Genomic DNA, 23,028 nt, shown 5'->3' on the forward strand with positions numbered 1-23,028 from the left:
TGTTTCGCGCATGGGAGCTTTCGCCGGATGGTTACACCATCCTGCCCATACGCTTACCCACCACGAGAATAATTTTCTTAGCCATAAGGGGAGATTAAACAGCTGTTTTTTTCACGTCAATGGCAAAAAACGTAATCTTGTTATTTTCTTTGCCGGTTCGGGCAGAAAAGCACTGCATCATGCCAAGCCTGCGTCCCTCATGAATCTAACAGACAAACAAGACCCGCAAGCCATTGAAAAATATTAGGCATAATTCCTTAAACTTGGATCAGTTTAAGGTAAAATTATGCTCTAATTTTAAAGTGTTAGAGCGACCTTTGTGTGCCAAGTCTGGTACACGGCGCTCTGAAGAAAAATCAGCGGCCGGTCATCTTCTGCAAAGCGACACGCGCCTTTTTATAAAGAGCCGGCGCTTTATCCTTACCATTCCATTCGGCAACCGCAGACACCGCATGAATAATATGACTGTCATGCCCCATCCGCAATTCGCAGGCTTCCAGCTCCTTGCAGATTCTCGCAGCCATCCTCGAAGCATCCCCTTCCTGCAGATCCGGCACGATCAATGCAAACTCTCCATCGCCCATATGCGCCAGAACATCATGATAGCGGGTGCAGTTGCGGATACATAAAGCCGCTTCCATCAGCAAGCGGTCAGCAGTATCACGGCCACGCTGCTCGCAGAGCAATTGCAGTTTCTCAATACCAATCAGCAAAACGGTAACAGGGTGATTGATCTTGCCGAATTGCAGCAAATATTCGTGCAGAGCGGCATCGAAATAAGGACGGCTTTGCAACCCCGTCAAAGGATCATTGAAACTGATCTGATCCAAATCTTTGGAGTTGCGCGCAATCATCCATGTGATGATTTTCAGCTGGCCTTTGTTTTTGACCTGCATACGGATTTGCGGCAACAGCATCAGGCCACCGGCTGCCCCCGCAGCCACCAGCAACAGCAAAGCAATGCCCAAAGGCGTATCGGACAGGGAACCGGATTTATACGGCTCACCAAGATCATGCATCAGCCGGTACTGCATAAACAGCATCAGGCCTGCGCCGCAGAGCAGCACAATCATGATGATGAAAAACAGTTCAGCCCGCAGATAACGCATGATCCCCCCGTTGACCCGTTGTATCACAACAACAGATTTAGGTGGGAGATTAAATCTTAAGTGTTTCACCTGCGTTAACAACAAAGCCTGCTCAGGCGAAGTAATCTTCTGCCCGTTCCAGCCGCCGCCAGTCATCCCCAAACTGGTTACGGAACCATGTCATCTGCCGCTTGGCATATTGGCGCGTGGCAATCACTGACAGTTCCACCGCCTGTTCGCGCGTTATCTCACCCTTGAGCCAGCTTTCAATCTCGCGCACACCAATGGCTTTCATCACCGGCAGAGCCGCATCCGGCTGCAAAGCCAGCAGCGCCAGCACTTCCTGAACAGCATTACCCTGCATCATCAGATCAAAGCGCTGCGCAATACGCTGACGCAACCATGCCCTGTCCGGCATCAGCACCAATTTCTCTGCGCTTTCGGGATCAATCAACGCCCTGCCTGTACTGTTTTGCCATTCAATGAGAGAGCGTCCGGTGCTGTCGACAACCTCCAGCGCACGGACAATGCGCTGACTGTCTCCCGCCTTCAGCCGTTCCGCCATTGCCGGATCGCGCTTTTGCAATTCCTCATGCAGAAGCGGCGCACCATCTTGCGCCATGCGATTGCGCCAGTAATCGCGCACTTCGTCTTTCACCCGCGGCATATCCGAGAGGCCGCCGAGCAACGCTTTAAAATACAATCCGGTACCGCCGGTAAAGACTGCGACACGCCCCTGCAATTCAGGCTTTGCCAGCAGGGCTTCCACTTCCTGAAGCCAGCGGCCGGTGGAATAAAGTTGCAATGGCGAAACATGGCCGTAAAGATAATGCGAAACAATTTGCAGATCATCAGCTTGCGGGCGCGCTGTCAGCTGATCCAGCACATCATAAACCTGCATGGAATCACTATTTATGATATAGCCGCCGCAATCCCGTGCGAGACGCAGTGCCAATGCTGATTTACCGCTGGCAGTCGGCCCCGCGATCAGAATTGTCTTTTGCCTGTCTCTCTGCTCTACCACTCATCATTCTCCAAACGCACAAAGCGGAACCGGTATTATGTCCCAGCCAGCCTCACTTGTTGCCACACTGATCTGCAATCCTGCCAATCCGGTTCTGACACCTGAATTGGGGCATAAAGCCTGCGAGGCGGCCGATACGCAAGCCCTTTACTGGCTGGCAGATGGTATTGCCTGTGATCTGCCGCTGAAAACCGGCACAGATATCGCAGAAACAACGGCAAAAATCAGAGCCGCTCTGGACGGTGCCCCTGTGGATATTGTCATTCAGGAACAGGATACCCGCCGCAAAAAACTGCTGATCGCGGATATGGATTCCACGATGATCCAGCAGGAGTGCATTGACGAACTGGCAGAAGAAGTCGGCCTGCGCGAACATATTGCCGGCATCACCGCCCGCGCCATGAATGGTGAAATCGCGTTTGAACCAGCCTTGCGTGAGCGCGTTGCTCTGCTCAAAGGCCTGCCGGTCAGCATTATCAATCAGGTGATTGCCAATCGCATTACCCTGACACCAGGCGGACGTGAGCTGATCGCGACGATGAAGAAACACGGTGCCTATACAGCACTGGTTTCCGGCGGTTTTACCAGCTTCACTTCCAAAATCGCTGCACAGCTCGGCTTTGATGAAAACCGCGCCAATATTCTGCTCGATGACGGCACGCATCTGACCGGTCTGGTTGAAGAACCGATCCTCGGTGCCGATGCCAAGAAACTCAGCCTTGATGATATCTGTGCCAAACTTGGCATTACCGAGCAGGAAGCAATGGCCGTGGGCGATGGTGCCAATGATCTGCCGATGATTAAACATGCAGGCAGCGGCGTGGCACTCCATGCCAAGCCTGCTGTTGCAGCGCAGGCGCGCATCCGTATCGATCATGGCGATCTGACGGCCCTGCTCTATATTCAGGGCTATCGAAAAACGGATTTTGTAATATGACCGCTATTATTGAAACGCCCCGCCTGATCCTGCGCAACTGGCAGGAAGATGACCGTGCATTTTTTCACGAGATCAATTCCGATCCGGTGGTAATGGAATTCTTCCCTGCCCTGCGCAGCCGTGAGGAATCCGATGCACTGATGGATCGCATTGTGGCCATGGTCAGAGAAGACAGTTTCGGCTTTTACGCCGTGCAGGAAAAAGCAAGCGGTGATGTCGTCGGTTTCACCGGATTGATGAAAACTGATATCCCTCCATTTGTACCAAAGGGTGTGCTGGAAATCGGCTGGCGCTTAGCACAACGCTATTGGGGTAAAGGTTATGTCACCGAGGCAGCGCTTGCTTCTCTTGCCTATGCTTTTGATGAGCGCGGGCAGGATGAGGTTGTGTCCTTTGCCGTGCATAATAATCACCGCTCCACAGCTGTGATGAAGCGCATTGGCATGGTCAACAAGCCGGAACGCGATTTCGACCATCCGAAAGTGCCGGATACACATCCGCAACTAAAACGTCATGTGCTCTACACGATCAACAAAGAGCAATGGTTGAATCAACATGGTAAGTCCGGCGTCTAATCCGTTCATCTGATTCAAGTTTTTACAAATAAAAAGGCCGGAGGATGTACACATCCTCCGGCCTTTTCTGCATTCTTGTTGATGTCAGATCAATCAATACGCAGGGTCACAAAGCGCAGCTCACCGCTTGGCGCAGCCAGCATCAGCAATGCATTTTTACGTCCCTGTTGACGCAGTTTTTCGATTTTCTTTTGAATATCCGCAGGCGCTTTCACAACTTCCTGCGCGAATTCAACAATCACATCGCCTGCATTAACCCGCTTTTCTTCGGCGGCGGATTTGCCTTCAACGGCACTAATCACCACACCTTCCACATCGGCGGAGATTTCATACTGCTTGCGCTGCGCGTCATCCAGCTTGCCAAGTGTCATGCCGAGCACCTTTACTGTCTCAGCCTCTTTGGCCTTAGTGCTGTCCTTGGCAGCCGCAGCTTTATCCTTATTCTCATAATCTTCGAGACGGCCGAGTTTGATCTTCACAGTCTGCTCTTTGCCTTTACGCAGCACCAGAACGCTGACCTCTTTGCCCACAGGACTTTCAGCCACCACGCGCGGCAGGTCGCGGGCACTTTCCACATCCTTGCCGTCAAATTTCAGAATAATGTCGCCCGGCATCAGTTCTTTATTCTCAACACCGCTATTGGCAATCAGTCCGGCAACCAGCGCACCCTTAGGCTCACTCATGCCAAAGCTCTCAGCCACATCATCTGTTACCGGCTGAATGCGCACACCAAGCCAGCCGCGGCGGGTTTCACCAAATTCTTCCAGCTGCTGAATAACGGAAACAGCCAGTTCGGACGGAATAGCAAAACCGATACCGATAGAACCACCGGTCGGTGAAATAATCGCGGTATTAATGCCGATGACTTTGCCGTTCATATCAAACAGCGGGCCGCCGGAATTACCACGATTAATCGCCGCATCGGTCTGAATGAAATTATCATAAGGCCCCGCCTGAATATCGCGGTTGCGGGCAGAAATAATACCAAGGGTCACAGTACCGCCAAGACCAAACGGATTACCGATTGCCATCACCCAGTCACCGATCCGCGATTTTTCTGAATCGCCGAAGCCAACCGCAGTTAGCTTGTGCTTCGTCGGATCAACTTTCAGCAGCGCAATATCAGTTTTGGTATCCGTGCCGAGCAGTTCTGCTTTCAGCTTTTTACCATCGGTGAAATTCACCTCGATTTCATCAGCATCTGCAATGACGTGATTGTTGGTGACAACCAGCCCCTTCTCCGCATCAATCACAAAACCGGAACCGAGCGACTGCATCTTGCGGGCAGCACTGCCACCGTCTTTCTGATTTTCCTCAGAGAAGAAATCGTCAAAAAATTCCTGAAACGGCGATCCTTCCGGCAATTGCGGCGCAGGCTCGGCCTTTTCCTCTCCGTTTTCATCTTTCACGGTCTGGGATGTGGAAATATTGACAACAGAATCCAGCAAGCCCTGCGCCAGATCGGCAATAGAAGCAGGCCCCGCAGTGGCAGTTCCGGCAGCCAGTCCGAGCGGCGCCAGCTTGCCGGCAATGGCCGGCTGTGGTGCCTGCGGCGGGTTTGCAGCGGTCTGCTGCTGCGCCTGAGCTGTCATGGCGCCCAACAGTACCGTGCTTACAGACAAGGCGGCAAGTGCGGTACGCAGGGGAAATGAAACCGTGCTTTTATTCTGAGTGCGAACCATCTGAAACTCCGCCTGTTTTGTTATTTAGAGCGCCGTGCGCCCGATCCGGCGCACAAAGGTCGTTCCAACTCTGATACTTACAACGGATTGCAAGCAAAATACGGCCAGAGCATGTCGCAGTTAAATGTCTTCATTTAATATCCGCAACATACACTCACCTGCAATCCGAAGCACCTGCTATGAGCTGCCTGAATGCAATACGCTCAGGTTTAAACCCATTATGCTCTGCTTTTAAAGTGTTAGAGCGACCTTTGTGCGCCCGATCGGGCACGCGGTGCTCTGAAGCACATTATCAGAAGTTTGAAGCCCAAGCAGTCGCTATGATTTAATGCTGCAAATTCTGAAAAAAAGAGGCGTATGAAATATCATACGCCTCTTTGTAATTTTATCCGGCAGATCCGCCTCTGACCAGCCATATCACCCCGACGCCAAGCGCCAGTGCAACAATACCTGCTATTCGCAAATAATTTTCCGGAGCTTCTGACACGTCTTTAGCCATACGTCTGGTAAAGTGCGGGAAGCCGCCATAGAGAAGCCCCTCTAAAACGAGGAGCAATCCTATGGCTGTAATCAGGTCACTCACAGCGGCATCCGGTCCTTACTGTACGCTCTGACCGGCATTCGCAGGCTGCTGCGGCAGTTTACCGGCGGCATCCTTAAAGAAGCGGAAGAACTGAGAATCCGGCGACAGAACCATGGTTGTGCCTTCAGCCTGCAAGGACTGACGGTAAGCATTCATCGAACGATAGAATGCATAGAAGTCAGGATCCTGTTTTGCGGCTTCCGCGAAGATACGACCACGTTCACCTTCACCCTCACCGCGCAATACTTCAGAATCACGGTTGGCTTCGGAAACAATTTCCACAACCTGACGGTCAGCAACAGCCTTGATACGCTGCGCTGCTTCACGACCACGGGCACGCAGACGCTCAGCTTCTGCAAGACGCTCGGCCTTCATACGGTCGAAGGTCTGCTGGGAAACTTCAGCGGTCAGATCCGTACGGCGGATACGTACATCCTCAATGGTCAGACCAAGGGATTCCGCATCCGGACGCAGCTGGTCGCGTACTTCACGCATCATGCTGCCGCGTTCTTCCGACAGAGCCGATTCAAAGCCGCGCAGACCATAGACCTGACGCAGAGCCGCATCGAGACGGGTACGCAGACGCTGTTCAGCAAGCATTGTATTTGCCGAAACAGTCTCACGGAATTTACGGGCATTGGTAATGCGGTAAACGAGGAACGCATCCACATCATAGAATTTACCGCCGGAAACCTGAACGCGGATATCGTCCAGATCAAAACGCAGCATACGGTCATCAATGATCTGCACATTGTCTGCTTCCGCGAAAGCAAATGGCAGTTTGAAGTAGAGACCAGGCTCTGTTTTCACGTCAACGATCTGACCGAAACGTAAGACAATAGCCTGCTGGCGTTCATTCACAACGAAAACCGAGGAATAAACCAGAAATGCGACAACAGCGATCGCACCAACAATAAAAGGCAAACGATTCTGATTCATTACTGGTTGCCTCCTGCTTTACCCTGCTGACGCATCAGTTCAGTCAAAGGCAAATATGGCATGACATTATTGCCGCCTTCGATAATCACTTTATTGCTGTCTTTCAGCACCTGCTCCATGGTCTCAATGAAGAGACGGTCGCGGGTAACATCAGGAGATTCTTTGTAAATATTCAGGACAGAGTTAAAGCGCTGGCTTTCACCTTCCGCTTCCTGAACCATACGGGTTTTATAACCGGCAGCATCTTCACGAACCTGCGCAGCCTCACCGCGTGCCTGACCCAGCTTCTGGTTGGAATACTGGTTGGCTTCTTCTACAAAGCGGTCTTCATCCTGCTCAGCACGCTGCACTTCATCAAAGGCATCAGCCACTTCACGCGGCGGTGCAGCATCTTCGATGGAAAGAGCAGTTACCTGAATACCGGCGCCATAGCCGTTCAGCGTATCCTGAACAATATCACGCACCGACTGGGCAATTGCCGCACGGTTGTCACGGAATACATCCTGTGCCGGACGACGACCGACGATTTCACGGATCGCGCTTTCAGAAACCTGACGAACCATATTGTCAGGATCCTGTACCTTGAACAGGTAAGAACGCGGATCGGAAACACGGTAAAGTACGGAGAACTGAACATTAACAATGTTCTGGTCACCGGTCAGCATCAGACCCTGTGTGGCACCGCGAGTGCCCTGACCGCCAATATTGATCTGGCGTTCACCGGTCGAAACTTTTTCATAAGTTTCAATCGGCCAGAGATGGAAATGCAGACCCGGTTCGGAAATGGTTTCTTTCGGCACACCGAAGCGCATTTCAACCGCAAGCTCATCCGGCTGCACGGTATACATGGACTGGAACAGCCAGAAACCGGCGAGCGCAAGCGCACCGACAATATACAAAGCAGGGCCGCCGCCACCGCCGCCACCGCCCGGCATCACCTTTTTAAGGCGATCCTGACCTTTGCGCAAAATATCTTCGAGATCCGGAGGCGTTCCGCCCGAGCCGCCAGGCCCGCCGCGCGGTCCTTTAGGGCCTTGTCCCCATGGTCCGCCCTGATTAGAGCCGCCATTATTGGAACCGCCGTTGCCGGATCCGCCATTCTTATCGCCGCCGCCCCATGGGCCGCCGCCATTTTGATTACTCCAGGGCATCCTCACCTCTCGTGCCAGATGTCAGAGGCGGAACACCTCTATTCATCAATCAGTATGTTCCGTTTATAGGTACGCAAAAGCAGTCTTTCAACGCAGGACACGCAGATTCATCACGCTTTTGTAATTTTCTGGCAAAATAGTTGATCGACATGGTAAAAAACAGCTTTTTATGCAGCTGTCTTTTCGTTTAGCGCCGGTCGTAAACCACATAGCGGGTCGGGTAATTATCTTTCTCGCCCGCCGGTACGTCATCTTCGCTGGTGATCTGCCAGACTTGCGGATCAACAGGGCCGAAAAAAGCATCACCATCTATGCTGGCTTTAATATGCGTCACATGCAGGCGCGTGGCCTTGTCCATTGCCTGCGCATAAATCTGCGCACCGCCGATAATGCAAATCTCATCGGCACCGGATTCGCGTGCTGCTTTTTCACCGGCAAGCAGCGCTTCATCAATTGAGGGCACAACCAGCGCACCTTCCGCGCTGTAACCGGCATCACGGGTAATCACAATATTGGTGCGGTTCGGCAGCGGACGACCAAGGGATTCCCATGTTTTGCGCCCCATCACCACCGGCTTGCCCAGTGTGAGTTTTTTAAAGCGCTGCAAATCCGTGGAAAGACGCCATGGCATGCCATTGTCACGCCCGATCACACCATTCTCAGAAACGGCAACTACAAAAGAAATAATCATGGCCATCACACCGCAATCGGCGCTTTAATAGATGGTTCGGCTTCATAGCCAACCAGTTTGAAATCCTCAAAGCGGAAGGCAAACAGGTCTTTTATATCAGGATTGATTTCCATCACCGGCAGCGCTTTCGGCTCGCGGGTCAGCTGCAACTTCGCCTGATCGAAATGATTGTGATAGAGATGCGCATCACCAAGCGTATGCACAAAATCCCCCAGTTTCAGACCGGCAACCTGCGCAATCATCATGGTGAGCAGCGCATAGGATGCGATGTTAAACGGCACGCCGAGAAAAATATCGGCTGAACGCTGATAGAGCTGGCACGATAATTTGCCGTCGGCCACATAGAACTGGAACAGGCAATGGCATGGCGGCAGCGCCATTTCATCAACCAACGCCGGATTCCATGCAGATACAATCAAACGTCTTGAATTAGGATTCTTCTGCAAATCCCTCATAAGATTCGCAATCTGGTCGATATGCGTACCATCCGGTTTCGGCCATGAACGCCATTGCGCACCATAGACCGGACCGAGATCGCCATTCTCATCTGCCCACTCATCCCAGATGCTTACACCATTCTCTTTGAGATAGGAGATATTGGTGTCGCCACGCAAAAACCACAGCAATTCATGGATGATAGAGCGCAGATGCAGCTTTTTGGTTGTCAGAACAGGAAAGCCCTGTGCGAGATCAAAACGCATCTGATAACCGAAAACCGAACGTGTGCCGGTACCGGTACGATCACCGCGGTCAGTGCCATTGTCGAGAACGTGCTGAAGAAGATCAAGATATGTACGCATAGATGGTCTTTAGCCTTTTTCAGCGAAAATATCACGCGCAATCTGCGGCAATGCACAATGTGGGCACGCACAGTTATTTGATCGCAGCAGCCATAAAAAAAGCCCCGCTGAATGCGGGGCTTTTTAAACTTATCAGAGGCTTTCCAGCTTACCGAGTGCTTTTGCAGTCAGGTAATAGAAGGTCACACGCTGCTTGCTGTGGTCACCCTTCATGGTTTCAGCCACACTGGCGATAACCGCATTTGCTTTTTCAGCATCTTCAATGCCGAGCTTCTTGCCGATCCAGCTGGTGCGCACACGCGCCAGTTCTTCAGGGTCGGATGCAGCAACCAGCGATGCATCGCGGCTGCGCAGAGCAATGCCAAGATGTTTTACAATTTTAGCAACAACAGCCTCATCGGCAGCAGCATCGTAACGGCGTACGTCGGCTAGATAATCAGTCATGAAACCAGTCTCCTTCAATCTGACCGCTTTTACGGCCGTTAAACCAGAAAAAGTAAATAAGACAATTGCTCAATATCATAGCTGAATCGACATTCAGCCTATTTACCTCTGTATTATGGAAAGATTGACCAGCAGACAAAACCTGTCAATGCCGTAAAACCTCTATTCTTTCAGAAAACACACCAAACTGTTATTTCAGTCTTTTTCAATAAATGATTGCCCGACAAAATCGCCGGAGTTTTATATTTTTCACAGCTGAAAGATAAGGAAAGCCCTTTCCCCTCTTTTCAAGCGCACGGAAGCCACCTATATAAACCTTGTCGGCTTGACCGGCTATGGTGATAAATGGACTGCGTAATAAACCTATTGGACCCGGGGGCGGTACCCGGCGCCTCCACCAGAATACAGCTTAAACTGAAACGGCTGTCTTGTGGCGGGGGCGAAACAGGATCGACAAGGGCGTAAAGGTTGATCTTTCACTCGGCATTGTACCACCGTTATCGGGCTAATTGAGTAGTTGCAAATGACAACAAAGCTCAGGGTTATGCTCTCGCTGCCTAATGGCGGTGCGGGAAACCCAACCTAAGTCCTTAGGGTTAGCCCCTTAAGGCGGGGTTCGGAGGCACCTGGCAACAGAAGCCTCCACTTCTCCCCTTTACAAGATGATATGAAAAAGGCACCGGAATTTCCGATGCCCTATTTTAGTCACTCAGTGAATTTCCGTCACATGCGATGACGGCTTTTTAAGCCCGTGCCGCATGATGGTCAGATAGGTCAGTACCCAGCCGGAAAAACCGCAAAGCGCAATGGCGACCAGCATCGGCAAAACATTCCCTGTCATAATGAACGAGCTGAGCCCCATAGCAGCCGCTGCGACCAGCAATTGCAATGTACCGAGCAAAGCTGCTGCCGTTCCGGCAATCTCGCCATGATCATCCAGCGCCAGCACACTGGTGCCCGGCAATACCAGCCCGAGAAAACCATTACCGATAAACAGGAAGGTCATAATCATCCACAGGCTCTGTGTGAGAAATATGGCTGCAAGAACCATGATAACCATCGTCACCAGATAGCCTGTTACCGCATAGGAAACGACCTTACCCAGCCCGTAACGGCTCGCCAGCATACCATTGAGCTGCGACACACCGAAAAACGAGATCGCATTGAGTGAGAACACCAGCGAATATTCGCGCGGGGTCAGACCGTATTTCTCAATGAAGATGAAGGATGAATTAGCGATATAGACAAAGAATGCGGCCATGCAGAAGCCGCCGATACAGGTCAGGCCGATAAATTTGCTGTCGCGGATCAGAAAAGCATAGCCGCGCAATGCACGTCCTACCCCGCCGGAAATACGCTGTTCAACGGGACGCGTCTCTTCCTGTGCGAAAAAGACCAGCGCAAGACCGAGAATGGCCGCCAGCAGAACACCCCAGAACACGCCGCGCCAGCCAAAATCTTCAATGATGAAACTGCCGGTCAAGGGTGCCAGAATTGGTGAAATCGAAAAAACCAGCATCAGCATCGACATCAGCCGTGCCGCATCCACACCGGTATAGAGATCGCGGACAATCGCGCGCGGCACAACCATACCCGCACTCGCCCCCACACCCTGAATAAAGCGGAAGAAAATCAACATCTCGATATTGGTCGCCATTGCCGAACCGACACTGCCCGCAGCAAAGAGCGCAAGCCCCAGATAAAGCGGCAGTTTACGACCGTAAATATCCGAAAACGGCCCGCAAAACATTTGCATCAAAGCCGTCGCCAGAAAGAACACCATCAGGCTCATCTGCACGGCGGCATCATTGGCGTGTAAATCTTTTGCAATTGTCGGCAGTGCCGGCAAATACATATCAATAGCGAACGGCCCGATAGCCGAAATAAAACCGAGCACAAGAGCTGTGCGGTACAAACGAGCGGACATGCGTTTAACTTTCAGAAGCGCAATAAAAATGAAGACAGATTATTTCTCCGCCTCTGCGCAGAGATCATTATCCACGAGATAAATCAGCCGCTTGTCATCGCATTCGGATTTGTCACATCATCCGGACTGACGGGAGCGCAAAAATAGAAGTGAAGCGGAAAATGGTCAACCGTCAATTTCAGGCGATTTATCCTGTAACACACGGATCTGAACGGCAATTATTTGAGAAAGTTCTTTCACCTTTCATTACAGCGGTATATTGATAAATGAGACAGGGTTGCAGCATTTTTCTCGCACAAGTGATAAAAGCTGCTGTATCAATCCTCAGATTATATTGTCTCGGCCAGAATGACCGGCGCATTTCATTTCAACGGAAATGCCCTGATCCTTGATTATCAATTGATCATACGGCAATGCTGACTTAGACAACATATATGACAACACTCCTCGAATCCGCGGGATAAGGATTTAATGGTTCAGGATCTTATCCGTTACGATATTCTTGCTCAGGATGCGCTGCGCGGCGTTATCCGCAAAGTGCTCATGGAAGTGAATAAGGCTGGTCTGCCCGGCAATCACCACTTCTTCATCACCTTTCTGACAGAGGCACCGGGCGTTCGCATTTCATCTCGTTTGAAGGAAAAATATCCTGAACAGATGACAATTGTTATGCAGCACCAGTATTGGGATCTGGTGGTTACCGAGCAGTTTTTTGAAGTCGGTCTTTCCTTTGGTGAAATCGCCGAAAAGCTGGTCATTCCGTTCTCCGCAATCCGCGGCTTCTACGATCCGTCAGTGAATTTCGAACTGGAATTTGATGTGTCTGTTGCGCTGCCGACCGGTGACAATGACACGGATGATCTGGAAATCGTATCGGAACTGCGCCTGCAGGATGATGCGGAAGAAGATGAAACAGAAGCACCGGCCAAGCCTGCTAAAAAGCCAACCAAAAAGGCTGACCGCAGCAAGACAACGGCCAAGGAAGACAGCAGCGAAACTACAGATAAGGAAGAGGCTCCGAAGCCTTCTGCCGATGTTGTATCGCTGGATGCTTTCCGCAAAAAATAAACAGATGCAATATTCCGGCCGGCAGCGGCCGGAATATATTCATGAGAATATTCTATTTTGAGAGGGCATAGTCATGAGTGACATTATCAATCTCAAACAATTCAAAAAACGCAAAGCCCGTGCGACGAAAGAAGTTGAAGCGGATGCCAATCGCATCCTGTTTGGTCGTACCAAAGCGGAAAAATCTTTCGATAAAAATCAGAATGATAAGCAAGTCCGGTTCCTTGACCAGAACAGGCTGGAACCACGCAGCTCCGCCTCATCTGTTGACGAAAAAGAATGAGCGATAAAACTGCCCGTCAGCCATTGAGCACAGCAGCACGCAGCAAAGCACGGTTGCGCAAACACTCAATCACATTGCACGGCCATGCCACCAGCTTTTCGCTGGAAGATGCATTTTATGACATCATCGTACAGATCGCAGCGCAGAACGGCCAGTCGCTGGCTTCACTCATTGCCATGATTGATGATGAACGCGACCGCAACAGCAACCTGTCTTCCAGCCTGCGCCTCTATGCACTGGACTGGGTATTGAGCATCAAAGCACCTTAATTGCCGCAAGATGCTCTAAAACCTAAACCGGCGGTAATTTTACTGTAACTGTGTTTCAGGCAGAGTTTGCAGAAACTCATCAAGGCTTGGTTTGAAATCAGGCGCAATATTTGGCTGCTGCGGTGTTTCCTGCGGAAGTGTTGTTCCTGCACCCGCAGCTTCTTCCGCACGTCTGCGCAAAGCTTCTTCAGCTTCAATACGCTCGCGTTTGCGGGCTTCTGCTTTCGCAGTATAATAATCAGCCTCGCGCTTCAGACGCTGCTTTTCAATAATCAAAGCCTGTGCCGCTTCTACCCGCTGTTGTTCCCGCAACAAGCCGCGCTGGGTCAAGAACTGCACCATCGGCTGATAATCGAACTGCAATTGTGGCTGCTGCCATCCACCGGAAACCGTGAACTGCAATTGCGGGGTCACATCATTCCGCTCATGCTGCGGCAATACCAGATCCAGCCGCCCGCTGCCGCCCCAGAGAAAGCGGTTCAGGTCAAATTGCAAATCCGCCTGCACTATGGCTCTTTCATTCTCTGCCTTAACAGTCGGCGCACGGATAATCCCTCCGGCAAGCGACAACAGAGCCTGAATCCGGGCAGTGCTTATTTGTCCGTCCTGCGTCAGGCTTTTCGACAATGTGCTGCGCTCGGCTTCGGCCTGTTTCGGCTCAACCTGAGAGAGAGCCGTATCCGACAATTCATCGGAGCGTCGTAACAAATCCGGTAAAGCTGTGAGGTTAAATCCTGCAATAACAGGCTGCTCAACAGTCACCGCCCCCTCACCGGCCAGAGAATGCACCAGATCAGCCATCGACTTGCCGCTGCCCGTAAAGCCCAGCTTGATATCGCTTGCACCACTCACTGGCGGCTGCATATTTTCCGGCTGATAGAGCACCTGCATATCCCCGCCGGAAAGACGCAGATCCCCGTTGGTGAGCAAGGTTCCATTGGCATTATTCAACTCCAGTTTGCCGGATAGTTTGCCCTTGGCCCACTCACCGCCAATTTCACTAAGCTGTAATTGCTGGTCGTTTTTGATAATACGCGCAGAGAAATCACTGAATGTCGCTGCATCCGTCAGCGCAGCCTGTGCGGCACTCACTTTCAGATCCATACCCAAAGGAAGATTAGTTCTGTTACCAAAGCCGGTTTCAGACCAGCTCCGGCCGTCACCGCCGGTGATATCTGCAACCGACAGACCGCTCATCGCCGCAAATAATGCAGCCAGATCAAAACGCTCCAGCTTTATCTCGCCGCGCAATTGTGCAACCGACTGATCGCTGAGCGATCCGTCCAGTCTGGCGTTTACAGTCTCATTATCCAGCTTACCCTGCAAATTCGGCAACCGGACGATATTTTTCCCGAACTGAAAATCGCTGACGATATCTACCGGCAGACCTGAGCCAAAACCACGACCAAATGGCAGGGCATAACCGGCGGTGGCCAGAAACGGTTCCAGATCATCGCTTTTCAGCACGGCTTTACCGCTGGCCGTCAGCTCATCACCGGTCAGCGTAATCACACCATCAAGACGGGCATTGCCATCATCGCCACTGATTTCAAGAGCGGTTTTCATACCGGCAACCGGCGCGCCCTGCGCCTGCAGATTAATCTCCGCCTCTCCCATCAGTCCCAGCGGCACAACAGGCAGACCGAGCAGTGCCAAGGCGGCTTCACCTGAAGCGGCTTTGGCATTGGCCGTCAGCGATAATTGCATCGGCTCGGAACCGGCCAGTGTCCCTTTTGAGGATCCGGCAACAGACAGGATCAGCGCGCCGCTCTGACCATTCAGGCTGAAAGAAAACTCGGCAATATCGGATTTTGCACTATCGGCCGGACTGCTTCCCGCCTTGACACGACTGCCCCGCGCTTTGGTATCTTTTGCTTCCGTTTTCTCGGTTCCGGCATCGTCAGTTTTCTGCGCATGCGCTCCGTCCCCGAACAGATTAACAGCATTCACAAGCAGATCGAGCTTGGTGCCGGAGAACAAATCCGGATAAGCATTGGCTCTGGCGGAAAGCGCAGAAATAAGCGGCTCACGCGGGAAAACTGCATCGAGCTGGTGCAAGACAGGGCTGAGATCATCGGCCAGAATTGTCGCATCAAGTGACGCATTGACCGAATTATCAAACGGCCGCAATGATCCGGTTGCAGAAACGGTTGCGCCTTCCAGACCGCTAACCAGCAGCCTGTCAAAATCCAGCTTGCCATTGCTCAGACGAAATGCAGTATCCAGCTGCTCCGCTTCCAGCCCTGAAAATTTAACGGGGCCTGCCTTGAGATTGACCGTCAGATTTTCACCGGCAAGTGCCGAAAGATCACCTTCCCGCAGGAACATCCCGCTCAGCAACTGCATTGTACCTGCATCCAGAGCTTTACCCTGAATATTCAGTACCGAAGATGCCGCGCGGCTTTCCCCGCCGCTGCGTTCAAAACTACCCTGAAGAACGGTCTCGCCCAGTACAATTTCCAGATCATCGACACGCTGGGCATCTTTACTCAGATTAATCTTGCCGGAAAATCCGGCAGCAGGAACCTGCCCCGCCAGCGCTTTGCCGCTATCGCCGGATAACCATGAAGCAAAGCCGGCAGGCTGGCGCGAAGCCAGCAGGAAACTGCCGTCAAAACCGAAATTTGCCCCGAGCTGCAATTTGCCCTTGGCCTCAATCTGGGTACGTCCCGGAAGATCAGCCTGTAACTGACTGATATTCCATGAATCCTTGTCCGGTTCAGCACGGATAATCACAGAGCGGATAGTTGTGCCGCTTGCCACAATAGCTGGCAGCCGCAGATCAATATTGCCCGGAATATCCGGCACCGGAACACGCTCCAGCAATGTCTGCAAGAAATCAATTTTCTGCCTAAAAGACATAACCGGCTGCGTCGGTGCAACAGTCTCATCTTTGAGGCTGACATCCGGCTTCATCCCGTCAAGATAGACCTGCTGGCCATCCGCACTAATCATGAAATGCGGGTTCTCTGCCAGATCAAGCTGTGCCTTACCGTTAATCACATAAGGAGCATCGGCATCGCCCTGCTCCATCCGGAATTCTTCAATATTGAAGCCGCTGTTCTGTGCTTCGAATTTTCCGGTCAGCCGCAGCTTGTCAAAGGTAACAGCTGAGGTAATACCCTGCTTTTTCCGCTCTTCATCGCTCAAAGTAAGAAAGGAAAACTGCCCTTTATAAACAGGCTTGCCGTCAGCAACCGTTACATCACCTTCTGTATCCAGCGTCAGCGGCAGATCAGAAGGACGCAGGCCGATGCGCAAACGCAGCGGATTATCCGGTTTTTTCTCGGCCGTATTGATATCAACATTGAAAACCTGCCCGTCGGCCTGCAATGTGCCGTTGATACGCCACGGCCCCATCAAACTGTCCGCAGACAGGGTAGCATTGATGGACTGCAATTCCTGGCGACGCCCGCGCACTTCATCCTGCAGTGTAATTTGCCCGTCGCGTAAAGTCAGCTTTTCCAGCTTTATTCTGGAACCGGCCAGATCACTATTTTCCGGTAAAACCCAGTTGAGATGTCCCTGCTTGTCCAGCCCTGCAAAAAGATGCGGTTTTTCCATCCGCATATCAAAGATCAGAATTTCACCGCGCAAGAAGGGCATTAATTCCGCATCCATGGAAAACTGATCCATGGTCAGGGCACTTTGACCGTTTTTCCCTTCAACGCGCACATCAGAAAAAGTAACGGACGGAAACGGAAAAAGCCGTGCTTTGGCTGTCCCGTTCACATGCACCGGCCTGCCTAAAATCCGGCTGGCCTCCAGTTCAAAACGGTCGCGATAGCCTGTCCAGTCGATAAAAGGCGGTACGACCAGCGCCAAAGTCAGCACCAGTACCAGCAAACCACCGATAGCAACGAACAAACGCCCCAAAGTCTCACTCCGGCTGAGTACAGCCATCTGCTAACAAAACTGCTTTGCAGTCATTGTCATTTATGAATCACATTTCAGCGCGCACCATAGCGGCTCGCAGCCTGCGACAACAAGGTAATTTCACCATGACAAAGGCTGTATGCACCTGAATAGAGCCGTAAACTCGTGCCCAAAGATAAGGACACGGCTTGATCCTCTGGTATCTAACCGCTACAGCTGTCACATGACAGCCAATATCATTTTGTTTTCATATCTTCGGCCGCTTACGCTTCACACCCGAATTGACTTTATATCTGTGACATTATCATGAATTATTCAACGTCCGAGACCAATTCCCAACTTATGGAAACCATTCCTGATTTCTATGAGACTGCCGTTTTCAAGCGGGATATTTTCTCGGAAACCCGTGCAGGCTATTTTGTCGGCGAGCCGGAAACCCGTATCATCCGCCGCGTTGTCAGCGCAGCTCCGTGGTGGTCAAGCCCGCTGGCATGGTGGCTGGCCCGCCGTGAAATCCGTGGCCTCAAAAAAGTGCGCGGCATCAAAGGCACACCGCAGCTTCTGGCAACAGACAAACACGGCTTGTTCCGCACATGGACGGACGGCACGCCGTTGCATCTGGCACGCCCGTCCCATCGTGAATGGTATTTGTCTGCCCATCGTATTCTGCGTGACATGCGCCGCATGGGCGTTACCCATAATGATCTGCAAAAGCCGCAAAACTGGCTGATGACGCCGGAAGGCGAAGCCGCTGTGATCGACTTCCAGCTGGCTTCCGTGCATCGCCGTCGTGGCGCCTATTACCGTCTGATGGCCTATGAGGATTTCCGCCACCTCATCAAACAGAAGCGCAATTTTGCGCCTGATCTGATGACGCCAACGGAAAAACGCATTCTGGCACGCCGGTCACTACCGTCACGTATCTGGCTGGCAACGGGCAAAAAAGTCTATAATTTCGTTACCCGTGGCATTTTCAACTGGTCTGACGGTGAAGGTACCGGTGACCGTATTGATAATGAAGGGCCGGCAATTATTGCGGCGCTGAAATCCGATCCGCGTGTGAAGGATGTATCTCTGAGCCTCTATTCCCTGCCTGCAAAAGGTGTGGGGATTTATGCTTTTGTTGAAACACTCAATGCGGACGAAAAGTCACTGCGTGCACGCCTTAAAGGTTATAAAGTCGAGCTGATCCAGCCGGTTGCCCATTTACCGCGCCGTGAGGACGGCACTGTGCGCGAAGATATTCTGCGCCTTGTTGCTATGAACCAAATGACAGAACTGGACGATCTTCTGCTGCGCGAGCCGGATATGCGCCCGCTGGTGGAAGCGCTCGCCGCGCATCGTCTTAACTTCACGGATCGCCGTATCACGCAGATGGAATAGGATTTTCCAGCCTGTAAATTTTAAAAAACGCAACGAATGAAGTGCCTGTAAGCTCTGCAGGTACTTTATTTGTTCTGGTCTATGGCGTTTCGCTTAAGAATCATTACATTCGGAACTATGTCAGACTTTCCAGACGATATTCCCTTCTTCGGGGAGCCGGATGTACCGGCTACACCTAAACCGCAATCTGGTCCAAAAGCCGGGATTGCCGCGCGGGCTATGCAGGCGCGCAACCAGCAACGCGGTGAACCAGATTATCTGCAAGGGCTAAACCCTGAGCAGCGGCAGGCGGTCGAAACGACTGAAGGGCCGGTTCTGGTTCTGGCCGGTGCGGGCACCGGCAAAACCCGTGTTCTGACCACGCGTATTGCGCATATTATTCAGCAGGGTTTGGCATTCCCAAGCCAGATCCTTGCAGTGACTTTTACCAATAAAGCCGCACGCGAGATGAAAGAACGTATCGGCCACCTTCTTGGCGGTGCGGTTGAAGGTATGCCATGGCTCGGTACTTTCCACTCTATCGGGGTGAAGATGCTGCGCCGTCACGCGGAACTGGCCGGACTGCGCTCTGACTTTACCATTCTTGATACGGACGATGTGATCCGCCTGCTCAAGCAGCTTATTCAGGCTGAAGGGCTGGATGACAAACGCTGGACGCCGCGCTCCTTCTCGATGATGATCGATGGCTGGAAGAATAAAGGCTATGGCCCGTCTGAAATTTCGGAGGGTGATGCCCGTGCTTTTGCCAATGGCAAAGGACGTGAACTTTATTATGCCTATCAGGAACGGCTGAAAACGCTGAATGCCTGTGATTTCGGTGATCTTCTGCTGCATCCGATCCGGATTTTCCGCAAACATCCGGACATTCTGCGCGAATATCATGCACGTTTCCGCTATATTCTGGTGGATGAGTATCAGGATACCAATACCGCACAATATATGTGGCTGCGACTGCTGGCGCAAAGACCTAGCTCTAACGCAAACACCCAATCAGCATCAACACAACCACATAGCACTCCCAACGCGACCGACTGGTCGTCCGAGCCTATGCGAGGCCCTCACGGAGCCGGTGAGCATAGCGAACTCGGCGTGAGTGCAAAAAAATCAACACAACAGATTAACATCTGTTGTGTTGGCGATGACGATCAATCGATCTATGGCTGGCGCGGGGCGGAAGTCGACAATATTCTGCGCTTTGACAAAGATTTTCCTGGCGCAACAATTATTCGTCTCGAGCGCAATTACCGTTCCACGCCGCATATTCTGGGCGCGGCCTCCTATCTGATCGCCCATAATGAAGGGCGCTTTGGCAAAACACTGCTGCCGCAGGCAGCCAGTGAAGATGATCAGAAAGTGCATGTGCATGCGGCTTGGGACTCAGAGGAAGAAGCCCGTGCGGTCGGTGAAGAGATAGAACAGGCGCAGCGTCGCGGTCATCTGCTTAATGATATGGCTATTCTGGTGCGTGCCTCGTTCCAGATGCGTGAGTTTGAAGACCGTTTCGTAACTCTCGGCCTGAATTACCGCGTTATCGGCGGCCCGCGCTTCTATGAGCGTCAGGAAATCCGCGATGCGATGGCCTATTTCCGCGTTGTTGCCCAGCCTGCCGATGATCTGGCCTTTGAGCGCATCGTCAACACGCCGAAACGCGGTCTTGGTGAAGCCAGCCTGCGCTTAGTGCATGATTATGCACGCGCAAAAAATATGCCGATGCTGCAGGCGGCAGAAGATCTGATTGCCACGGAAGAACTGAAACCAAAAGCCCGCTCGGCACTGCGTGAAGTGGTCGAGAACTTCCGGCGCTGGCAGGGATTGCTGGATAACAAGTCTCATACAGAACTGGCAGAGATCATTCTCGATGAATCCGGCTATACGGCGATGTGGCAGAATGACCGTTCTGCCGAAGCACCGGGACGTCTGGAAAACCTCAAAGAACTCATCCGCTCCATGGAAGAATATGAAAGCCTGCGCGGCTTTCTCGAACATGTGGCGCTGGTGATGGATACGGAACAGAATGAAGGCATGGATGCTGTCAGCATCATGACCCTTCATTCGGCCAAAGGTCTGGAATTTAAAACTGTGTTCTTACCGGGCTGGGAAGAAGGTCTGTTCCCGCATCAGCGTGCGCTGGATGAAGGCGGTCGCTCAGGTTTGGAAGAAGAGCGCCGCCTCGCCTATGTCGGCCTGACCCGCGCCAAGAAAAATCTGCATATCTGGTTTGTGTCCAACCGCCGTATTCACGGCATGTGGCAGACCACGATCCCGTCCCGTTTTCTTGAAGAATTGCCGGAAGAGCATGTGGATATTGCGGAATCCGACAGTTCCTATGGCGGCGGTTATGGCCAGTCACGCTTTGATGCCGTGGGACGCGGTGATCCGTTTGCCAATTCTTATTCCACACCGGGCTGGCAGCGGGCGCAGCAAAACCGCACCGATGCGACGCGCAACAATTGGGGCTCCCGCTCCGGTGCCAATGTTGAGCGCATCGGCTATGGCGAAACGGATTCCGGCTTCGGTGCCGGTCGCGGTTCAGTCAAAGGCAAAGTGATTGACGGCGAGTTGGTGGCAAAATCTGTTTCCTCAACGCCGTCAGACTTTAAGGTCGGCGATCGTGTTTTCCATATGAAATTCGGCAACGGCAATGTCGCCTCAATTGACGGCAACAAGCTGACCATCGACTTTGACCATGCCGGACAAAAACGCGTCATCGACAGCTTTGTGAAACGGGTATAAAAATCTGCTGACGCTTGAGTTTAGAAATAAAATTCTAACATTAATTTGTATGAGAGTATATCTTCATCAAGGCACTACGCAACGCAGCATAACATTGCTTAACCGAGCCATGAATCTCCGTTAAATTTCGAACCAACGAGCGAAGGAGCAAATTTGCCCCTTCGCTTCACTTGTTTTGAAAGAAAAATTCATGTCCGTCGCTCATGTGAAAAAATCTTCTGCGCAGGCCAAGCCACTCTATCTGAATTTCGGTTTTCAGGTATTGACGGCGATGGTTATCGGCCTGCTGCTCGGTCTCGTTGCCCGTAATATGGGGCCTGATATCAACGGCAATGCCAACTGGCTGTCTGTCACCCTGCAGACAATCGGCTCGATCTTTGTGCAGATGCTGCGTGCGCTTGTGCCGCCACTGGTTTTCACCGCGATTGTGGCCTCTATCGCCAATCTGGCTGCGCTTAACAATGCCGCCAAACTGGTCTGGCAGACCCTGCTGTGGTTCGCCATCACATCCTTTATCGCTGTGCTGATCGGTATTGCGCTGGGTCTGATTATTCAGCCGGGCATCGGTTCCGGTGTTGCCGCAGAAGCTGCCAAAGCGCCTGCCTCTTCCGGCTCATGGCTCGACTTCCTTAAAGGTCTGGTGCCTGCCAATATGCTCGGCCTTGAAGCCAGCACCAAACTTGGCAAAGATGCTGCCACCACTTCGCTCAATTTCAACGTGCTGCAGATCCTTGTTATCGCCATTACTTTCGGTGTTGCGGCACTGAAAGCCGGTGATGCTGCCAAGCCTTTCCTCGCCTTCAACCAGTCTTTGCTCGTTGTGGTGCGTAAAATCCTGTGGTGGGTTATCCGCCTCACCCCGCTCGGCACCATCGGCCTGCTTGGCCGCGCTGTTGCTCAATATGGCTGGGAAACTCTGGTTCAGCTCAGCTGGTATGCCGCAGCCGTCTATATCGGTCTGGCAATCGTGCTGTTCGTGGTCTATCCGGCAATCCTGATCTTCCACGGCCTGAAACCATCGCGTTTCTTTGCGGGTGCATGGCCTGCAATCCAGCTGGCTTTCGTATCCCGCTCTTCCGTTGGCACACTGCCGGTAACTGAAGCCGTGACCGAGCGTAATCTGGGTGTGCCGCGTGAATATGCAGCTTTTGCTGTGCCTCTTGGCGCCACCACTAAAATGGACGGTTGTGCTGCAATCTATCCGGCCATTTCGGCGATCTTTATTGCGCAATATTTCGGCCTGCCGCTCGGCCTTCAGGAATATGTGCTGATCGCATTTGTCTCGGTACTGGGTTCGGCTGCAACTGCCGGTCTCACCGGTGCGGTAGTGATGCTCACCCTCACACTCTCCACCCTCGGCCTGCCGCTGGAAGGTGTCGGCCTGTTGTTGGCGATTGACCCTATCCTCGATATGGGACGTACCGCTGTTAACGTTGCCGGTCAGGCACTGGTACCGGCCGTTGTTGCCAAGCGCGAAGGTATTCTTGATGAAGCTGTCTATAACAGCGAAAAGAATATCGACGATATTGATCCTTCACATCTGACAGCGCAAGGCGTTGCTGCTTAAAACAAAAA

Annotated in this window: 19 protein-coding genes, 1 other RNA gene and 2 pseudogenes; 11 read left to right on the top strand and 11 right to left on the bottom strand. The window is 52.1% G+C overall.

Annotated elements, in window-relative coordinates; genetic code table 11:
* Positions 1 to 10 precede the first annotated feature (10 nt).
* A complete protein-coding gene (locus LDL70_RS09875) occupies positions 11 to 247 on the top strand; it encodes a hypothetical protein (RefSeq protein ID WP_225684953.1) in 237 nt (78 codons plus the stop codon).
* 109 nt (positions 248 to 356) lie between these two features.
* On the opposite strand, the gene LDL70_RS09880 is transcribed toward LDL70_RS09875, so the two are convergent.
* Together LDL70_RS09880 and miaA are read right to left on the bottom strand one after the other, a co-directional pair.
* On the bottom strand, positions 357 to 1,109 hold the full coding sequence (locus tag LDL70_RS09880; protein WP_075656181.1) for a GGDEF domain-containing protein: 753 nt from the start codon (positions 1,107 to 1,109) through the stop codon (positions 357 to 359).
* A gap of 91 nt (positions 1,110 to 1,200) precedes the next feature.
* Positions 1,201 to 2,112: a tRNA (adenosine(37)-N6)-dimethylallyltransferase MiaA gene (gene miaA / locus LDL70_RS09885; protein ID WP_225684954.1), complete on the bottom strand. Its 912-nt coding sequence runs from the start codon at positions 2,110 to 2,112 to the stop codon at positions 1,201 to 1,203.
* A gap of 37 nt (positions 2,113 to 2,149) precedes the next feature.
* Between miaA and serB the strand changes: the two genes are divergently transcribed.
* Both serB and LDL70_RS09895 read left to right on the top strand, forming a co-directional pair.
* Positions 2,150 to 3,049 (top strand): phosphoserine phosphatase SerB, encoded by a 900-nt coding sequence (gene serB, locus LDL70_RS09890; protein ID WP_225684955.1) that lies wholly within the window; start codon positions 2,150 to 2,152, stop codon positions 3,047 to 3,049.
* Positions 3,046 to 3,624 (top strand): GNAT family N-acetyltransferase, encoded by a 579-nt coding sequence (locus LDL70_RS09895; RefSeq protein WP_225684956.1) that lies wholly within the window; start codon positions 3,046 to 3,048, stop codon positions 3,622 to 3,624. The genes serB and LDL70_RS09895 overlap by 4 nt, the downstream gene beginning before the upstream one ends.
* 89 nt (positions 3,625 to 3,713) lie before the next feature.
* On the opposite strand, the gene LDL70_RS09900 is transcribed toward LDL70_RS09895, so the two are convergent.
* The 7 genes from LDL70_RS09900 to LDL70_RS09930 form a co-directional block, all read right to left on the bottom strand.
* Entirely contained in the window at positions 3,714 to 5,216 is a 1,503-nt protein-coding gene (locus tag LDL70_RS09900; protein ID WP_213599971.1) for a Do family serine endopeptidase, read from the bottom strand.
* 475 nt (positions 5,217 to 5,691) lie between these two features.
* Positions 5,692 to 5,889: a DUF2065 family protein gene (locus tag LDL70_RS09905; RefSeq protein WP_225684957.1), complete on the bottom strand. Its 198-nt coding sequence runs from the start codon at positions 5,887 to 5,889 to the stop codon at positions 5,692 to 5,694.
* A 15-nt stretch (positions 5,890 to 5,904) separates the two neighbouring features.
* A complete protein-coding gene (gene hflC, locus LDL70_RS09910; protein WP_022711398.1) occupies positions 5,905 to 6,828 on the bottom strand; it encodes a protease modulator HflC in 924 nt (307 codons plus the stop codon).
* On the bottom strand, positions 6,828 to 7,979 hold the full coding sequence (gene hflK / locus LDL70_RS09915) for an FtsH protease activity modulator HflK (RefSeq protein ID WP_075656173.1): 1,152 nt from the start codon (positions 7,977 to 7,979) through the stop codon (positions 6,828 to 6,830). The genes hflC and hflK overlap by 1 nt, the downstream gene beginning before the upstream one ends.
* 187 nt (positions 7,980 to 8,166) lie before the next feature.
* Positions 8,167 to 8,679, bottom strand: a complete 513-nt coding sequence (locus LDL70_RS09920) for a dihydrofolate reductase (protein WP_225684958.1) — start codon at positions 8,677 to 8,679, stop codon at positions 8,167 to 8,169.
* A complete protein-coding gene (locus LDL70_RS09925) occupies positions 8,676 to 9,470 on the bottom strand; it encodes a thymidylate synthase (RefSeq protein ID WP_221720560.1) in 795 nt (264 codons plus the stop codon). The genes LDL70_RS09920 and LDL70_RS09925 overlap by 4 nt, the downstream gene beginning before the upstream one ends.
* Positions 9,471 to 9,602: 132 nt before the next feature.
* Positions 9,603 to 9,914 (bottom strand): DUF2853 family protein, encoded by a 312-nt coding sequence (locus LDL70_RS09930; protein WP_022711394.1) that lies wholly within the window; start codon positions 9,912 to 9,914, stop codon positions 9,603 to 9,605.
* 280 nt (positions 9,915 to 10,194) lie between these two features.
* Between LDL70_RS09930 and ssrA the strand changes: the two genes are divergently transcribed.
* Positions 10,195 to 10,561, top strand: a transfer-messenger RNA (tmRNA) gene (gene ssrA / locus LDL70_RS09935).
* Between the two features lie 62 nt (positions 10,562 to 10,623).
* Here ssrA and LDL70_RS09940 read toward each other — a convergent pair.
* Entirely contained in the window at positions 10,624 to 11,841 is a 1,218-nt protein-coding gene (locus tag LDL70_RS09940; protein ID WP_225684959.1) for a multidrug effflux MFS transporter, read from the bottom strand.
* Positions 11,842 to 12,312: 471 nt separating this feature from the next.
* Here LDL70_RS09940 and LDL70_RS09945 point away from each other — a divergent pair, with 471 nt between their 5' ends.
* The 3 genes from LDL70_RS09945 to LDL70_RS09955 all read left to right on the top strand — a co-directional run bounded on the left by LDL70_RS09945 (position 12,313) and on the right by LDL70_RS09955 (position 13,461).
* Positions 12,313 to 12,909: an SspB family protein gene (locus LDL70_RS09945; protein ID WP_225684960.1), complete on the top strand. Its 597-nt coding sequence runs from the start codon at positions 12,313 to 12,315 to the stop codon at positions 12,907 to 12,909.
* A 73-nt stretch (positions 12,910 to 12,982) separates the two neighbouring features.
* Positions 12,983 to 13,192, top strand: a complete 210-nt coding sequence (locus tag LDL70_RS09950) for a DUF4169 family protein (RefSeq protein ID WP_220159977.1) — start codon at positions 12,983 to 12,985, stop codon at positions 13,190 to 13,192.
* Positions 13,189 to 13,461 (top strand): ribbon-helix-helix domain-containing protein, encoded by a 273-nt coding sequence (locus tag LDL70_RS09955; RefSeq protein WP_075656163.1) that lies wholly within the window; start codon positions 13,189 to 13,191, stop codon positions 13,459 to 13,461. Before LDL70_RS09950 ends, LDL70_RS09955 begins: the two co-directional genes overlap by 4 nt.
* 39 nt (positions 13,462 to 13,500) lie before the next feature.
* On the opposite strand, the gene LDL70_RS09960 is transcribed toward LDL70_RS09955, so the two are convergent.
* Positions 13,501 to 17,364: an AsmA family protein gene (locus LDL70_RS09960; RefSeq protein WP_225684961.1), complete on the bottom strand. Its 3,864-nt coding sequence runs from the start codon at positions 17,362 to 17,364 to the stop codon at positions 13,501 to 13,503.
* Between the two features lie 279 nt (positions 17,365 to 17,643).
* Between LDL70_RS09960 and LDL70_RS09965 the strand changes: the two genes are divergently transcribed.
* The 4 genes and pseudogenes from LDL70_RS09965 to LDL70_RS09975 all read left to right on the top strand — a co-directional run bounded on the left by LDL70_RS09965 (position 17,644) and on the right by LDL70_RS09975 (position 23,020).
* The gene (locus tag LDL70_RS09965) at positions 17,644 to 18,720 is read left to right on the top strand and encodes a serine/threonine protein kinase (protein ID WP_028233748.1); all 1,077 of its coding nucleotides are present in this window, start codon (positions 17,644 to 17,646) and stop codon (positions 18,718 to 18,720) included.
* Between the two features lie 117 nt (positions 18,721 to 18,837).
* Positions 18,838 to 19,696 (top strand): annotated as a pseudogene (locus tag LDL70_RS18065) (ATP-dependent helicase); the annotation flags it as partial.
* Positions 19,697 to 19,773: 77 nt separating this feature from the next.
* A pseudogene (locus LDL70_RS18070) lies at positions 19,774 to 21,453 on the top strand (3'-5' exonuclease); the annotation flags it as partial.
* 190 nt (positions 21,454 to 21,643) lie between these two features.
* Positions 21,644 to 23,020: a dicarboxylate/amino acid:cation symporter gene (locus tag LDL70_RS09975; RefSeq protein WP_028233746.1), complete on the top strand. Its 1,377-nt coding sequence runs from the start codon at positions 21,644 to 21,646 to the stop codon at positions 23,018 to 23,020.
* Positions 23,021 to 23,028: the final 8 nt, after the last annotated feature.

The organism is Pseudochrobactrum sp. XF203 (genome assembly GCF_020341615.1).
Classification (GTDB): Bacteria; Pseudomonadota; Alphaproteobacteria; order Rhizobiales; family Rhizobiaceae; genus Pseudochrobactrum; species Pseudochrobactrum saccharolyticum.

Coding starts and splice junctions, on each gene's coding strand:
- LDL70_RS09960 (WP_225684961.1), bottom strand. CDS start 17,364: ATGGCTGTACTCAGCCGGAGTGAGACTTTGGGGCGTTTGTTCGTTGCT.
- LDL70_RS09965 (WP_028233748.1), top strand. CDS start 17,644: ATGAATTATTCAACGTCCGAGACCAATTCCCAACTTATGGAAACCATT.
- LDL70_RS09950 (WP_220159977.1), top strand. CDS start 12,983: ATGAGTGACATTATCAATCTCAAACAATTCAAAAAACGCAAAGCCCGT.
- LDL70_RS09875 (WP_225684953.1), top strand. CDS start 11: ATGGGAGCTTTCGCCGGATGGTTACACCATCCTGCCCATACGCTTACC.
- LDL70_RS09975 (WP_028233746.1), top strand. CDS start 21,644: ATGTCCGTCGCTCATGTGAAAAAATCTTCTGCGCAGGCCAAGCCACTC.
- LDL70_RS09945 (WP_225684960.1), top strand. CDS start 12,313: ATGGTTCAGGATCTTATCCGTTACGATATTCTTGCTCAGGATGCGCTG.
- LDL70_RS09880 (WP_075656181.1), bottom strand. CDS start 1,109: ATGCGTTATCTGCGGGCTGAACTGTTTTTCATCATCATGATTGTGCTG.
- LDL70_RS09940 (WP_225684959.1), bottom strand. CDS start 11,841: ATGTCCGCTCGTTTGTACCGCACAGCTCTTGTGCTCGGTTTTATTTCG.
- LDL70_RS09895 (WP_225684956.1), top strand. CDS start 3,046: ATGACCGCTATTATTGAAACGCCCCGCCTGATCCTGCGCAACTGGCAG.
- LDL70_RS09900 (WP_213599971.1), bottom strand. CDS start 5,216: ATGACAGCTCAGGCGCAGCAGCAGACCGCTGCAAACCCGCCGCAGGCA.
- hflK (WP_075656173.1), bottom strand. CDS start 7,979: ATGCCCTGGAGTAATCAAAATGGCGGCGGCCCATGGGGCGGCGGCGAT.
- hflC (WP_022711398.1), bottom strand. CDS start 6,828: ATGAATCAGAATCGTTTGCCTTTTATTGTTGGTGCGATCGCTGTTGTC.
- serB (WP_225684955.1), top strand. CDS start 2,150: ATGTCCCAGCCAGCCTCACTTGTTGCCACACTGATCTGCAATCCTGCC.
- LDL70_RS09955 (WP_075656163.1), top strand. CDS start 13,189: ATGAGCGATAAAACTGCCCGTCAGCCATTGAGCACAGCAGCACGCAGC.
- LDL70_RS09925 (WP_221720560.1), bottom strand. CDS start 9,470: ATGCGTACATATCTTGATCTTCTTCAGCACGTTCTCGACAATGGCACT.
- LDL70_RS09930 (WP_022711394.1), bottom strand. CDS start 9,914: ATGACTGATTATCTAGCCGACGTACGCCGTTACGATGCTGCTGCCGAT.